The organism is Rhodococcus sp. IEGM 1409 (assembly GCF_030056735.1).
GTDB lineage: Bacteria > Actinomycetota > Actinomycetes > Mycobacteriales > Mycobacteriaceae > Rhodococcus_F.
The window spans coordinates 705,885-719,525 of the sequence record NZ_JASHKN010000001.1; the positions used below are offsets into that span (position 1 = coordinate 705,885).

Sequence of the window (13,641 nt, forward strand, 5' to 3'; positions counted from 1 at the left end):
AATGACGGGACGCTTGTCCGCACTTGCGGGAACAGTCCGCGATCTGGGCATTCCACTGCCCGGACGCCGGATCGACTACGACGTCGCCGGTAAGGTCGTACTGATCACCGGCGGAGGCGACGGTATCGGTGCGGCGTTGGCGCGCACTCTCCACCGACGTGGGGCGACGGTGGCGCTGGTCGACGTCAACCAGAGTTCGCTGGCAGCAGCCGAGCGCGCATTCGAGTCACGGCGAGTCGTGACGGTGACGGCCGACGTCCGCGATCGGGACGGCATGAAAGCAGCCGCGCGCACGATTGTCGACCAGCTGGGAAGAATCGACGTCGTGGTGGCCAACGCCGGAATCACCCCTCCCCCGGCAACATTACGCCAGATCGATCCCGACACCTTCGATCGAGTGCTCGACGTCAATCTCACCGGCGTCTTCAACACCGTGCATCCGACCATCGACGAGGTGATCCGCAACGGTGGGCACATCGTCGTCGTGTCCTCGGCAGCGTCGTTCGCCCCTGGTTTGGGCGGCGCTTCGTACATGATCAGCAAGGCCGGCGTCGAAGCGCTCGGGCGGGCACTGCGTTTGGAGGTTGCCGGCTACGGCGCCACTGCCGGCGTCGCGTACTTCGGGATGGTGGACACACAACTTGCGCGCGCAACTCTCGACGACGACGAGATCGGGCGCAAACTCGACGCTCGACTGCCCGGACCCCTCCGCCATCGAATCTCCCCTGACCGTGCCGCGACAGTGATCGCCGACGCGATCGCGCGCCGCGCCGGCCGGACCCTTGCCCCCGCGGCCTGGGAACCCTGGGCGTGGGGACGCGGTTTCGTCAACGTCCTGGCCGACGGCTACCTGGCCAGGGACAAGCAGGCACACGACCTGATCCGCGAACTCGAAACCAGAACCACAGCAACAGCCCCGACGGATGTACCCAGGAGAACGTCATGACCACGTTGTGTGCAGCCTTCCAACGAGTGTCGGCAGTAGCGCCTGACGCGGTGGCCCTACGTGACATCGGCGATACGCGGACACTGACGTGGCGCGAGTACGCCGAACAGGTCCGCGATGTTGCTGCAGGATTGGCCGGAATCGGCGTGGGACATGGCGATACGGTTGCCTTGATGATGAGTAACCGCATCGAGTTCTACCCGATCGACGTCGGCGCCCAACACCTCGGCGCGACGTCCTTCTCCATCTACAACACGTCGGCACCCGAAGCCGTTGGCTACATCCTCGCCAATTCCGGTGCGCGGGTTCTCGTCTGCGAAGCCCGGTACGTGGACATCGTCCGTCGCTCCGGTGCCACACTCGACACGATCGTGGTCGTCGATGCGCAGCCGCATGCCCAGCAGTCCGGCACCCTGACGCTGGAGCAGATGAAGTCCTCTGCCGCCGCCGATTTCGATTTCGAGAGCACCTGGCGTGCGGTGAAGCCGAACGATGTCGCCACGCTGATCTACACCTCCGGCACGACCGGCAACCCCAAGGGCGTCGAGACGACTCATGCGTGCCTGTTGTTCGAGACCAACGCCGTCAGCGCGGTACTGCCAGTCGAATTCGGTGACCGCATCACGTCGTACATGCCGTCGGCGCACATCGCCGATCGGCTCACCTGCCTGTACATGCAGATGGTGTTCGGCACCCAGATCACCGTCGTACCGGATCCCGGCCAGGTAGCGGCCGCGCTCCCCGACTGTCGCCCCACGATCTGGGGCAGCGTTCCCCGTGTGTGGGAGAAGCTGAAGGTTGCCGTCGAATCAGCCGTTGCCAACGAACCGGACGACGCGCGTCGGGGGGCGTTGCAATGGGCACTCGACGTCGGTCGTACTCGTCTCGCACATTTACGGGCCGGTCAGTCCGTCCCCGCTGAGCTGGAAGCGGAGTGTGCCAGAGCCGATGCGATGGTTCTCTCCGCTCTGCGTGCGAAACTGGGTTTTGCCGAATTGAAGTGGGCCATCTCCGGCGCCGCGCCCATTCCGCCGGACACCTTGGCATTCTTTGCGGCCCTCGGAGTTCCGATCTCGGAGATCTGGGGAATGTCGGAGTTGACGTGCATCGCGAGTACAGCGCCGGTCGAGCCGACCAAGCTCGGAACGGTCGGAAAGTTGCTCCCGGGCATGGAAATGCGCATCGAGGCCGACGGCGAGCTATTGGTTCGAGGACCGCTGGTCATGAAGGGGTATCGCGGCGAACCGGCAAAGACTGCGGAAGCGATCAGTGCAGACGGTTGGCTCTCGACCGGAGACATCGTTACCGCCGACGCGGACGGGTACCTCACGGTGATCGATCGCAAGAAGGAGCTGATCATCAATGCATCGGGAAAGAACATGTCACCCGCAGCCATCGAGACGGCGGTGAAGACGTCGTCGTCGTTGATCGGTGAAGTAGTGACGATCGGTGACGGCCGGAAGTTCAACACAGCATTGATCACTCTGAGCGCCGACGCCGCGGTCGGAGCGGCGCGGTCACTGGGACTTGCGGTCGACGCCGCGGTGCTCGCCAAAGACGCTCGGATCGTCGACATCGTTGCAGCTGCTGTCGCCGAAGGAAACTCGCGACTTTCGAGGGCCGAGCAGATCAAGCGGTTTCACGTGCTCACCACGTTCTGGGAGCCTGGCGGCGACGAACTGACACCGACGATGAAGCTCAGACGCAAGCCGATAACCGAGAAGTACGCGTCCGAAATCGCTGCCCTATATGCTGATTCGATCGCAGAGGACGTCTACGAACCGGCGCCCTGAGCGTAGATCAGTGTCTCGGTGGCCTTGACCACAAACGTAGCGGCCGTTCCCGGAACCAGATCGAGCTCGGCCGCTGCACTGGCCGTGATGTCGGCAGACAAACCAGGCTGGCCGGCGTCGTCCTCGGCTCGGACTCTGACGACATCGCCTCGGTTTTCGATCTCGGCGACCGTGACTGCAAACGCGTTTCGTGGGCTGCCGTGCGGCGGTTCCAGGTAGACCGACACCGCTCGCGGTTCGAAGACCGCCACGGCGGCACTGCCCGCGAGTAGTTCGGACTCGGTCTGACCTGCGATGTCCACTCCAGTCGGACTCCTGAGTACACCGTCGCCGGCCATCGTGCCACTGCGCAAGTTGATCCCGGCGATGCGTGCGGCGAACGCACTTCGCGGGCGGGTCAGAACTGTTCGTACGTCACCACGTTCGACAACCCGACCACCGTCCACAACGACAACGGTGTCGGCAAGGGCCAGCGCATCCAGAGCGTCGTGCGTCACGAGTACGGCTGTGCGATCTCCGGTCCGGAGCACTCTGCGCAGTAACGACCGCAGCGCCGGGGCCGAGGCGACGTCGAGCGCGGACATCGGTTCGTCGAGCAGCAGCAGTTCGGGTTCAGCAGCCAATGCCCTCGCCACTGCGACGCGTTGCGCTTGGCCGCCGGAGAGCTGTGAAGGCTTGCGGTCAGCCAGATCGCCGGCGTCGACTGCGTCGAGCCAATGGCGCGCAGACTCGGCGGAATCGCGACGCGACCGCCCTGCGCTGCGCGGCGCGAACGCCACGTTCGCAGCCGCGCTGAGATGTGGAAAGAGCAGTGCCTCTTGCGCGAGTAGGGCAGTTCCGCGCCGATGCGGCGCCAATGCGACTCCCCTGCTGGTATCGGTGAGAACGCGGGAATTGAGTTCGATGAACCCGCGCCGCGGATGATGCAGTCCGGCAACAGTCGCCAGAACCGTCGACTTGCCTGCGCCGTTGGGTCCGAGGATGGCGGTCACCTCACCGGCCGCGACGTCGAACGCCGCGACGACGTCGCGCTCAGGAATCTCGATGTCGACGTGGAGGCCACTCACAACGAACCCGCCGATCCACGTCCACGCACCGCAACCACAATGACGACCGCGACGACTACCAGCACCAGCGAAAGCGCCACCGCTGCATCCGGATCGGTCTCACGCTGGAGATAGATCTCCAGCGGCAGGGTACGCGTCACCCCTTGCAGACTCCCCGCAAACGTCAGCGTCGCACCGAATTCCCCCAGCGCACGAGCGAAGGCCAGAACTGCCCCTGACACCAGACCGGGAAGAACCAACGGCAGAGTCACCCGGCGAAGCACGGTGGTAGGGCGGGCACCGAGCGTCGAGGCCACTGCCTCGTATCGCGTGCCCGCAGTGCGTAGCGCACCTTCGAGGCTGACGACGAGGAACGGCAGGGCAACAAACGTCTGCGCCAGAACGACCGCGGTTGTCGAGAAGGCTATCTGGACGCCGAGCACTTCCAACTGCTCACCGATCAAGCCTTTGCGGCCGAACGTGTACAGCAACGCGATGCCGCCCACGACCGGCGGCAGAACGAGCGGGAGCAGAATCAAGGACCGGAGAACGGACAGTCCCCGAAAGTGACTGCGCGCCAAAACCGCGGCCATCGGTACCCCGAACAGGATGCACAGCACCGTGCTCATCGCCGCCGTCTTCAAACTCAGTTCCAGTGCAGCAAGCGACGATTCGGAAGTCACGAGTTCCCAGAACTGCGACCACTGCACGGTGGCCAGCATCGCGACCAACGGGGCAATGACAAACGCCCCGCCGATCAGCGCGGGAAGGTAAATCCACACCGGCAACCCGAGCGGAGCGCGGGTTGCCGGTCGTAGGCGTGTCACGGAGCAGCGAATCCCGCGTCACTCAGAACTGCCAGGCCCTTTGGCCCGTTCACGAGATCGACGAACTTGGTTGCCGTTGCCGAATTCTTCGAATCCTTCAGCACTGCAATCTGGTACAGGTTGACCACCGCGGTTGCTTCCGGGAACGCGACGGTCTGCACCTTGTCACCAGCGGACTTCGCATCGGTGACGTAGACGATGCCGGCATCGGCCTGGCCGGACGTCACCTTGTTGAGAACGTCGGTCACCGAAGATTCCTCACTGACAGGCGAGAGGGTCTCACCGGTGGCCGTCTCGACCTTCTTCGTCGCCGCGCCACACGGAACCTGTGGAGCGCAGATCACCAGTTGTGTCCCCTCCTTCCCCAGGTCAGCGGACGACCCGATGCCCTTCGGATTGCCCGGAGGCACAACAATCGTCAAGGTATTGCTTGCAAAGTCGGCAGGAGACCCTGCGACGACACCGGCGGCGGTGGCCTTGGTCATGTTGGCGGCGTCAGCCGAAGCGAACACATCTGCGGGCGCGCCTTGGGTGATCTGTGCGACGAGGTCCGAAGATCCCGCAAAGCTGAAAGTGACTTTGGAACCGGGGTTCTCGGACTCGAACTCCTTGCCAAGTTCGGTGAAGGTGTTCTTGAGTGACGCCGCCGCGAAGACGGTGATGCTTCCCGTGGCACTCTCGCTCGAAGTGGTTGTGGTCGGTGCAGCCGACGACGTCTCCGACGACGAATTGTCGGAGGAACTACAACCTGCCACCAGGGCAAGCGAAAATGCGCCTGCTGCAACAAGTCCGAGTACGCGTTTCACGAATATCCTCCAGTATTTTCGAAAGACCGACGGGGTTTCAGAGTTACGGGGTTTCCACTATGACGGTGGTTGCCTTCACGATTGCGACGGCGATGCTTCCGACTTCGAGTCCGAGTTCCCGAACCGCATCGGTACTCATCAACGAGACGACGGTGAAGGGCCCACACTGCATTTCGACCTGTGCCATCACCTTGTCGGTGACGACCTTGGTGACGAGGCCGGCGAACCGGTTGCGGGCCGAACTTGCGCCCGTGAGCGGATCGGCCGGTGCGGGTCCGGCATTGGACCGGGCGAAGCCTGCCAACTCGGCGCCGTCGATGACCTTGCGGCCGGAGTCGTCCGTCGTCGCTTTGAGAAGCCCACCGTCGACCCAACGCCGAACGGTGTCGTCACTGACACCGAGCAGACCGGCAGCTTCGCGGATTCGAATGTTGGGCACGAGGTGATCGTAGGTCGCAAGTGCGGACCTAACAAGACGAATGCTCCGCAGATGCGTGAACTAGTCAATTCTGATCACGTATCTGCGGAGCATTGTCGACAGTTGCCGTAGACCAGCTACCGCATCATTCTTCCGCCCAGGGCACACGGCACGAGTCGGTACTGAACCCTTGCTCGGTAATCCCCAACGCCGAGTACATCCGGGCGCGCATGTTTTCGAGCCCGATCTGATAGGTCAGTTCCACGACGCCCGCGCGCCCGAACCTGCGCTCGAGGTCTGCGACCTGCTCGTCCGTCACGCCATGCTCGCCGTGTGGGTCGCCGGTCATCGCGTCAGCGTAGGCGATCGCGGCGCGCTCGTCCTCGCTGTACTTCGGTGAATCCCGGTAATTTGCGATCTCTTTCAGCTTGTCGATGTCCAAACCGTCCAAACGGGAAAGCATCGTCCCGAAGTCGACGCACCACGAGCAGCCGATCGTCCAGGCGACGCGATAGACAGCCAGTTCACGAATGTTCGACGGCAGCACCTTCGACGCCTTCTGCACGGCCATCTCATGGCGGGCAGCGGCGACGAACAATTTCCGATGGTTAGCCAGGACGGCAAAAGGCTCGGGAACTTCGTCGTACTGCCTGGCGGCGAATTTGTAGGCCACCTTGATCAACGGACTGGCTTCTGACGGTGTCACTGCGGGAATGCGAGTCATGGCAAGCCTCCGTATCTTCTCAGCACCGGATTCGATGCTCTCTACAGAGTTGGACGATGGCGGCGATTCAAACGTGACAAGCACCGCGCCCGAGCAGATGTGAGGATGCGGTCTCAGCCGACTAAGCTGCAAAGATGCCTTCGACGCCCCGCAACCGCACCGTCTCGCGTCTGCAGCCGTTCGCATCCACGATCTTCGCCGAGATGACAGCGTTGGCCACACTTCACGACGCGGTCAACCTCGGTCAGGGCTTTCCGGATACCGACGGTCCTGCGGCCATGCTCGAAGTAGCGCGTCGGGCCATCGCCGAAGGCGTCAACCAATACCCGCCCGGCCCGGGCATGCCCGTCTTGCGTCAGGCCATCGCGGAGGATCGGCGCATCCGCTACGGGCTCGACAGTGATCCCGACTCCGAAGTTCTGGTCACCGTCGGCGCCACCGAGGCGATCAGTGCTGCGATTCTCGGACTGGTCGAACCCGGCGAAGAAGTAGTGCTGATCGAGCCGTACTACGACTCCTACGCAGCATCCGTCGCATTGGCCGGCGCGGTGCGTCGCACTGTTCCTCTGGTCGCCTCCGGAGACGGATTCGCGGTCGATCTCGATGCATTGCGCAGCGCAATTACCGCCAAGACGAAGATGCTGATCGTCAACAGTCCTCACAACCCCACCGGCACCGTGTTCACCGATCAAGAACTTCGAGCGATCGCCGAACTCGCGTGCGAACGCGACCTGATCGTGTTGAGTGACGAGGTCTACGAGCACTTGGTGTTCGACGGTCTCACCCACACACCGATGGCGTCTCTTCCGGGTATGCGTGAGCGCACCGTCACGGTGTCCAGTGCCGCAAAAACTTTCAACGTCACCGGCTGGAAAACCGGATGGGCGATCGGCCCCCGCGAACTCATCGACGGCGTTCGTGCTGCCAAGCAGTTCATGTCATTTGTCGCCGGCGCACCATTCCAACCTGCCGTTGCGTATGCGCTGACCAACGAACAGCCGTGGGTGGTCGAACTTCGACAGAGCTTGCAAGGCAAACGGGACGTGCTCGGCAAAGCACTGACCGAAGCCGGTTTCACGGTGCATTCCGGCGGCGGCACGTACTTCCTCCTTGCCGACATCAGACCGTTGGGTGAGACCGACGCGGGAGAGTTCTGCCGCGCGCTGCCCGAGCGAATCGGTGTCGCGGCCGTACCGGTCGACGTGTTCGCGGACAACCGCGACGATTGGAAGCACTTGGTGCGCTTCGCCTTCTGCAAGCAGGACCACATTCTGTCCGAAGCGGCACGCCGTCTCCACCTCCCCCAAGGAGCGGCGCACCCATGACAGCGCGGACAATCCCGACCGCCTTCGTCCACCGCTACCTCGCGTTCTCACCGGACAACGACGTCGATTTGTCGGGCGCGCTGCGAGCTGCAGGGATCGACCTCGAGACACTGTCCGACCCTCGCGCCCGGCTGACCCCGACTCAGGTCACCACCTTCATCCAATCCACCTGGCAGCTCACCGACGACGAATTGTTCGGCCTCGGATCCGCCCCGGTGCCCCGTGGCACTTTCCGATTGATCTGCCTGACGTTGATCCATTGCCCTGACCTCGGATCAGCCTTCGCTCGAATGTCCGACGTGATCCGTGCATTACCGGCTCTGGCCCCACTGTCGATCGAGAAGGGTGAGGAAAGCACTCGAGTGAGTTTCGCTGTCCGAGCTCGCGAAGGTGTCGCCGAACCTGACGTCGCAGAACGTGTCACGACCGATTTTGTCCTGATCTTGCTGCACCGCTTTTCCGCGTGGTTGATCGGAAAGCGCGTCCGACTGCGGGCAGTCGAATTTCCGTACTCTGCACCGGATGCGCGGTTGGCCCAGGACTACGACTACATCTTCGGAGCGCCCGTCACCTTCGGAGCGCAACGAGCGGCACTGGAGTTCGACAACTCGGCAATGCGTGCACCGATCATCCAGACCGAAGAGACACTGGAGGAGTACCTCCGAGAATCACCGATTCAGCTCATGTCCGAACGCGACTACGACAGCACTGCGTCGGCGCAGGTGCGTCGGGTCCTCGAACTCGGAGTGAAGGGCCGAACCTCCACCGCGGAAGAGATCGCCGAGATGCTCTCGATCAGCGTTCCCCATCTGCGTCGACTACTGCGGCGTGACGGAACATCACTGAATCAACTACGCGAGGAAGTGCTCCGCGACGTAGCCATCGCCGGTTTGCGACGCGGAGAATCCGTCGAAGTGCTCTCGGCGCGATTGGGATTCTCCGAACCTAGCGCCTTCCGTCGGGCCTTCAAACGATGGACCGGCGACACTCCGAGTTCCTACCGCTAGCTGACGCAGAACTCGTTTCCTTCGGGATCGGTCATCGTGATCCACACACTCGGCCCCTGTGCTCCTCGGTGCAGAATCGTCGCTCCCACCTTCTCGAGTTGGGCTGCAACATCCTCGCGCTTGTCGCCCACCCGAATGTCGAAGTGGAGACGGTTCTTCACCGTTTTCGATTCCGGAACCAGTTGGAACAGAACGCGGGGGCGTTCGGGATGTTCCGGATCACTGATGGCCGCACCTTCTCGCCAGACGAGGACTCCCTCGAACGTCGTGGTGTCGGATTCCTTGGCGTGACCAGCGGCGACGAGGCCTCTGATGAAGTCTTCATCGCTCGGCTCCGCTGCCCACCCGAGTGCTGCGGCCCACCACTTCGCTTGTTCGTGCGGGTGCGCCGAATCTACTGTGACTTGAAATTCGTATCCCATGTTCCGACGTTAACGCCGACCACCGACACGAAAGAGCAGGTTCGGCTGAGGCCGGCCGTCAGTCGACGCTCTTGATGGTCTTCATGGTGATCAGCGATGTCACCCGCGAAACGGCTGGAAGCCCACTGAGCTTGGTGACCATGAAATTCTCGTACGTCGCGAGATCTTTCACAGCGACACGGATGAAGTAGTCGGGAATTCCGAACAGTCGCCGGCATTCGATCACTTCGTCGAACGCCGCGACCTGAGATTCGAAGTCCTCGATGGTCGCCTGGTCGTTGACTCCGATCTCGGCGGTGACGATCACCTGAAATCCTCGACCGAGCGCTTCCTGACTGACGATCGCGCGGTACCCGGTGATGATTCCGTCGGCTTCGAGCTTCTTCACCCGACGCAGGCAAGGCGATGGCGTCAGCCCCACCAGATCCGCCAACTCGGTGTTGGTCAGACTCGAGTCTTGGCGAAGGTGAAACAAAATTGCGTCGTCCATGGCATCCATCGCACTATTATTGCGCACTGTTCAATATGTGGGCATTCTGAGCAATCGATCACCTCGATCTTTGTTATAGATTTGCGTCGTGATCGAACCAGCATCGTCGACGGCCGCACCTGCCGTCGAATCCCCGCCGCGAACCCCGGCGTGGCGGCACGCCTTCCAGCTGTCGCTGCCGGTCGGGTTCGGCTTGCTCCCACTCGGGATAGCTCTCGGAGTTCTTGTGGTCCAACAGGGGCTCAATCCTTGGTGGGCAGTCGTTTTCACGTCGCTGATCTACGCAGGATCACTGGAGTTCCTCGCTGTCGGAATGGTCGCGGCCATGACTCCACTTCCGTACGTCGCCCTGACCGCACTGTTGGTCAACTTTCGACATGTGTTCTACGCCTTGAGCTTTCCGTTGGAAAAGATTCGAAATCCCTTCGCTCGCTTCTACAGCATGTTCGCGCTGACCGACGAGGCGTACGCGATGTCGGTGACTGCCGATCCCAAGGCACTCACCGGCCGCACCATCGTCTACTCCCAGCTGTACCTACACGGCTACTGGATCGGTGGCGCGATCCTGGGCGCAACGGCAGGACAATGGATTCCGGACTCGATCGTCGGTCTCGACTTCGCTCTGACGGCGCTTTTCGTCGTACTCTCGATCGAAGCTATTCGTGCACAGAACGGATTCGCGGTGCCGGTCGCTGCGGTCACCTGCGCTCTGGTCGCGCGGCTTGCGGTGCCGGAACACATGCTGCCAATTGCGATGGGCGCCTTCGTACTCTTCCTGATCGGCCGCTTTGTCTACGACTCACGAAAGGCGAAGATCGATGCCTGACACCTCGTACATCTTTGCGGCGGTCGCCGTCATGGCCGTGGTCACCTTCGCTCTGCGCGCGATACCGTTTGCCGCGCTCATGCCACTGCGCTCCTCCGCTCTGGTCGGCTACCTGGGCATCTACATGCCGGCCGGTGTCATGCTGATCCTCGTGATGTATTCGCTCAAAGGTGTGTCGATCACCGCACCATCGCACGGCGTACCCGAACTGATCGCAGTGTGCGCCACGGTCGCGGCGCATCTGTGGCGAAAGAATGCCGTCCTGAGCATCGTTGTCGGAACGACAATCTACGTCGCCCTGGTCAATACCGTGTTCGCATGAGGATTTCTCATCCGGGAGCAAAGCATCTTTACTCCTGGATGGGTGATTTGTAACCTCCGGGCGCTTATCTGAACAGTTGAACACTTATACGATTTCAGTAGTGTGGCCGCCGGCCACGACCGAAAGATCGGTGAGGTTCGATGTCCACGACGACGAGTACGACGACGGGCACCCGAATCGCCGGAGCCTGGCACAGTCTGGATCGAGGCCAGCGTCGGAGCATCATCGGAATGACCGTCACAGTGGTTGCACTCAACGTCATCGGGTGGGCGATTCTGCTCGGTCTGGTCGTGCCCGGCCATTACACGATCGAGGGCAGTGTCTTCGGCATCGGACTCGGCGTCACGGCGTACACGCTCGGCATGCGCCATGCTTTCGACGCCGATCACATCGCCGCCATCGACAACACCACTCGGAAGTTGGTCGCGGACGGCAAGAAACCGATGTCCGTCGGGTTCTGGTTTTCTCTCGGACACTCCACCATCGTCTTCGTTCTCGTCGCACTTCTGGCGTTGGGTGTGCGGCAACTGGCCACCAGCCTTTCCGACGACAATTCCGATCTGGAGAAATGGACCGGCTTGTTCGGCACCACCATTTCCGGCACGTTCCTGATTTTGATCGGAATCCTGAACCTTTTGTCTCTCATCGAGATTCATCGGGTATACACGAAGTACAAGGCCGGAACCTTCGACGAGGAACAACTCGAAAAGGAACTCGACAACCGCGGCGCCCTGAACAAGATCCTGGGACCGGTGATGAAGATGGTCCGCAAGCCGTGGCACATGTATCCGGTCGGTCTCCTGTTCGGACTGGGGTTCGACACCGTCACCGAAGTGGGACTGTTGGTGATCGCCGGCGGCGCGGCGGCGACGGGGCTCCCGTGGTACTCGATCCTCGTCCTACCGATACTCTTCTGCGCCGGGATGTCGCTTTTCGACTCCATCGACGGGTCGTTCATGAACTTCGCCTACGGTTGGGCGTTTGCCCAACCGATTCGAAAGATCTACTACAACATGGTGATCACGGGGCTCTCGGTGGCAGTAGCCCTTCTGATCGGGACCCAGGAAATCATCTCGATCTTCACCGACAAGCTCGACATCCACGACGGAATTCTCGGCGCAATCGGGAACCTGGATCTCGGCGCGATGGGCTTCATCATCGTCGGACTCTTTGTCATCACCTGGATGATCGCCCTCCTCGTGTGGCGGTACGGCCGCATCGAAGAACGGTGGCAGGCGCAGTCTGGCGCAGCAGTCGCACGACGAGCGACAGCAAACGACGCGATGTGAGTTCAGTTCGGCAACAATGCAGCACAGAATTCTTTGGGTTGGTCGACATGCAACCGCAGCCCACCGATCATGGTGGAACTAGATCCCTTCGACAGCCCTTTCGGAAGCGACACCGGCAGCGGTCGATCGAATTCGACGTCCACGACAGTCCCGTCGGGCCCCGGGAGAACGAGACGCTCGTCGATCACCGCATTTGCGGTCTCACCGAATCTTCGGACCATGCTCGCCCGCGAAATCCGTGATCGGTCCACCTCGACACGAACGCCCGTGCCGGATCGAAACACCACCGTTCGAGCCGACACGAGATGCGGGTGCACGACGCGTCCGGCGAGCCAACCGCCAATCGCAATCAGCGACAACACCGTTGCGATGAGCAGCACGACGCGAAGCCACTGCCACGGAACCAGGAAGTGAATCGCTACGGCCTCGATCACACTCGCCGCAACAAAAGCCACCGGTATCGACATGGTCCCCGCCGTGTAGCCGAAAGTCGCTGTATCACCGGAACCTCCGTCCACCCTGCCCGTCGAGAGCAACCACAGTGATCGGATCACGCCGCACCGCCAGACATGAGACGCGTTGCGACGCGAGCGACCACTTCCCGTTGCGCCGGATCAGGCACCAGATCCCCGATCCCGACCGAGAAGCCCATACCTGCAGATCCTCCGTCTGAGCGCACATCACCGAGCACCTCGGCCAGCGACTCCTCCAGTTCGCCCGACAAGTACGCGATCTCGTCCGCAACCTCGGCTACCTCGCGCCCAGCCAATGCAGCAAAGCGGCGGTACAGATCGACAATTCGCTTCCGGTCGCCCTCGTCGGACAGCAACTGCGCAGCCGTGGAGAACAGCTCATGCGGCGCTGCTCCCGAGATCGCCACCAATTCCCACATGTCGCGTTCACGCTCGAACAAGCGCCGTACCGAGTCCGTCGGCGACGACGCGATCAATTCTTCGAACGCCGACAGCAACTCCACCGGAAGCGGCGAGACCACCCGCCCGGCACCTCGCGCCGACAGCATTTCCTCGAGGCGCACCCGCTGGTCAGCGAGGACACGCTGCTTCCTGTCTATCTCTGCTATCAGGGAGGACAGATCTTCGGCGAAGTCGTCCGGTTCTCCTGCATCGATCGGCTTCGGCTCGATCATGGCGGCAATGGAGCCGAGCGGAATGCCGGCGGCAGAGAGCCAACGAATGCGCATCAGCCTGACCAGGTCGGGCAGTTCGTAAGTTCTGTATCCGTTGGACAGCCGTCTCGGCTCGGCCAGTAGGCCCAGTCGGTGATAGTGCCGGACGGTCCGCGGAGTGGTACCCGCCGCTCTGGCCACGTCACTGATTCGCATACGAACAGGATCAACTATGACGCTACGTCACAGTCAAGGCACGGCATGCCGGGCAACA

At 62.0% G+C, this 13,641-nt stretch carries 16 protein-coding genes; 7 read left to right on the top strand and 9 right to left on the bottom strand.

Annotation, left to right across the window (positions count from 1 at the left end; genetic code table 11):
• Window position 1 precedes the first annotated feature (1 nt).
• Entirely contained in the window at window positions 2-946 is a 945-nt protein-coding gene (locus tag QM716_RS03490) for an SDR family oxidoreductase (RefSeq protein WP_283302388.1), read from the top strand.
• Entirely contained in the window at window positions 943-2,739 is a 1,797-nt protein-coding gene (fadD11, locus tag QM716_RS03495) for a fatty acid--CoA ligase FadD11 (protein WP_283302390.1), read from the top strand. Before QM716_RS03490 ends, fadD11 begins: the two co-directional genes overlap by 4 nt.
• Here fadD11 and QM716_RS03500 read toward each other — a convergent pair.
• The 5 genes from QM716_RS03500 to QM716_RS03520 form a co-directional block, all read right to left on the bottom strand.
• Window positions 2,721-3,806, bottom strand: coding sequence for an ATP-binding cassette domain-containing protein (locus tag QM716_RS03500; protein ID WP_283302392.1), 1,086 nt, complete (start codon window positions 3,804-3,806; stop codon window positions 2,721-2,723). The genes fadD11 and QM716_RS03500 overlap by 19 nt on opposite strands.
• Entirely contained in the window at window positions 3,803-4,612 is an 810-nt protein-coding gene (locus QM716_RS03505; protein WP_283302394.1) for an ABC transporter permease, read from the bottom strand. Before QM716_RS03505 ends, QM716_RS03500 begins: the two co-directional genes overlap by 4 nt.
• On the bottom strand, window positions 4,609-5,418 hold the full coding sequence (gene modA, locus QM716_RS03510) for a molybdate ABC transporter substrate-binding protein (protein ID WP_283302397.1): 810 nt from the start codon (window positions 5,416-5,418) through the stop codon (window positions 4,609-4,611). Before modA ends, QM716_RS03505 begins: the two co-directional genes overlap by 4 nt.
• 43 nt (window positions 5,419-5,461) lie before the next feature.
• Complete coding sequence (locus QM716_RS03515; protein ID WP_283302399.1) at window positions 5,462-5,857, bottom strand: TOBE domain-containing protein; 396 nt, start codon at window positions 5,855-5,857, stop codon at window positions 5,462-5,464.
• 124 nt (window positions 5,858-5,981) lie between these two features.
• Complete coding sequence (locus tag QM716_RS03520; protein ID WP_283302400.1) at window positions 5,982-6,560, bottom strand: carboxymuconolactone decarboxylase family protein; 579 nt, start codon at window positions 6,558-6,560, stop codon at window positions 5,982-5,984.
• A gap of 134 nt (window positions 6,561-6,694) precedes the next feature.
• On the opposite strand from QM716_RS03520, the gene QM716_RS03525 reads away from it, so the two are divergent.
• Entirely contained in the window at window positions 6,695-7,885 is a 1,191-nt protein-coding gene (locus tag QM716_RS03525; protein WP_283302402.1) for a pyridoxal phosphate-dependent aminotransferase, read from the top strand.
• The gene (locus QM716_RS03530; RefSeq protein WP_283302404.1) at window positions 7,882-8,892 is read left to right on the top strand and encodes an AraC family transcriptional regulator; all 1,011 of its coding nucleotides are present in this window, start codon (window positions 7,882-7,884) and stop codon (window positions 8,890-8,892) included. The genes QM716_RS03525 and QM716_RS03530 overlap by 4 nt, the downstream gene beginning before the upstream one ends.
• Here the strand turns inward: QM716_RS03530 and QM716_RS03535 are convergent.
• Complete coding sequence (locus tag QM716_RS03535) at window positions 8,889-9,314, bottom strand: VOC family protein (protein WP_095968800.1); 426 nt, start codon at window positions 9,312-9,314, stop codon at window positions 8,889-8,891. The genes QM716_RS03530 and QM716_RS03535 overlap by 4 nt on opposite strands.
• A gap of 58 nt (window positions 9,315-9,372) precedes the next feature.
• Complete coding sequence (locus tag QM716_RS03540) at window positions 9,373-9,813, bottom strand: Lrp/AsnC family transcriptional regulator (RefSeq protein ID WP_020970517.1); 441 nt, start codon at window positions 9,811-9,813, stop codon at window positions 9,373-9,375.
• Between the two features lie 79 nt (window positions 9,814-9,892).
• Between QM716_RS03540 and QM716_RS03545 the strand changes: the two genes are divergently transcribed.
• The 3 genes from QM716_RS03545 to nicT all read left to right on the top strand — a co-directional run bounded on the left by QM716_RS03545 (window position 9,893) and on the right by nicT (window position 12,241).
• Window positions 9,893-10,630, top strand: a complete 738-nt coding sequence (locus QM716_RS03545) for an AzlC family ABC transporter permease (RefSeq protein ID WP_283302408.1) — start codon at window positions 9,893-9,895, stop codon at window positions 10,628-10,630.
• Entirely contained in the window at window positions 10,623-10,952 is a 330-nt protein-coding gene (locus QM716_RS03550) for a branched-chain amino acid transporter permease (RefSeq protein ID WP_283302410.1), read from the top strand. The genes QM716_RS03545 and QM716_RS03550 overlap by 8 nt, the downstream gene beginning before the upstream one ends.
• Before the next feature lie 140 nt (window positions 10,953-11,092).
• Window positions 11,093-12,241, top strand: coding sequence for a Nickel transporter NicT (gene nicT, locus QM716_RS03555; protein WP_502941940.1), 1,149 nt, complete (start codon window positions 11,093-11,095; stop codon window positions 12,239-12,241).
• Window positions 12,242-12,243: 2 nt separating this feature from the next.
• On the opposite strand, the gene QM716_RS03560 is transcribed toward nicT, so the two are convergent.
• Window positions 12,244-12,795 (bottom strand): hypothetical protein, encoded by a 552-nt coding sequence (locus QM716_RS03560; RefSeq protein ID WP_283302412.1) that lies wholly within the window; start codon window positions 12,793-12,795, stop codon window positions 12,244-12,246.
• Complete coding sequence (locus tag QM716_RS03565) at window positions 12,792-13,583, bottom strand: MerR family transcriptional regulator (RefSeq protein ID WP_283302414.1); 792 nt, start codon at window positions 13,581-13,583, stop codon at window positions 12,792-12,794. Before QM716_RS03565 ends, QM716_RS03560 begins: the two co-directional genes overlap by 4 nt.
• Between the last annotated feature and the right edge of the window lie 58 nt (window positions 13,584-13,641).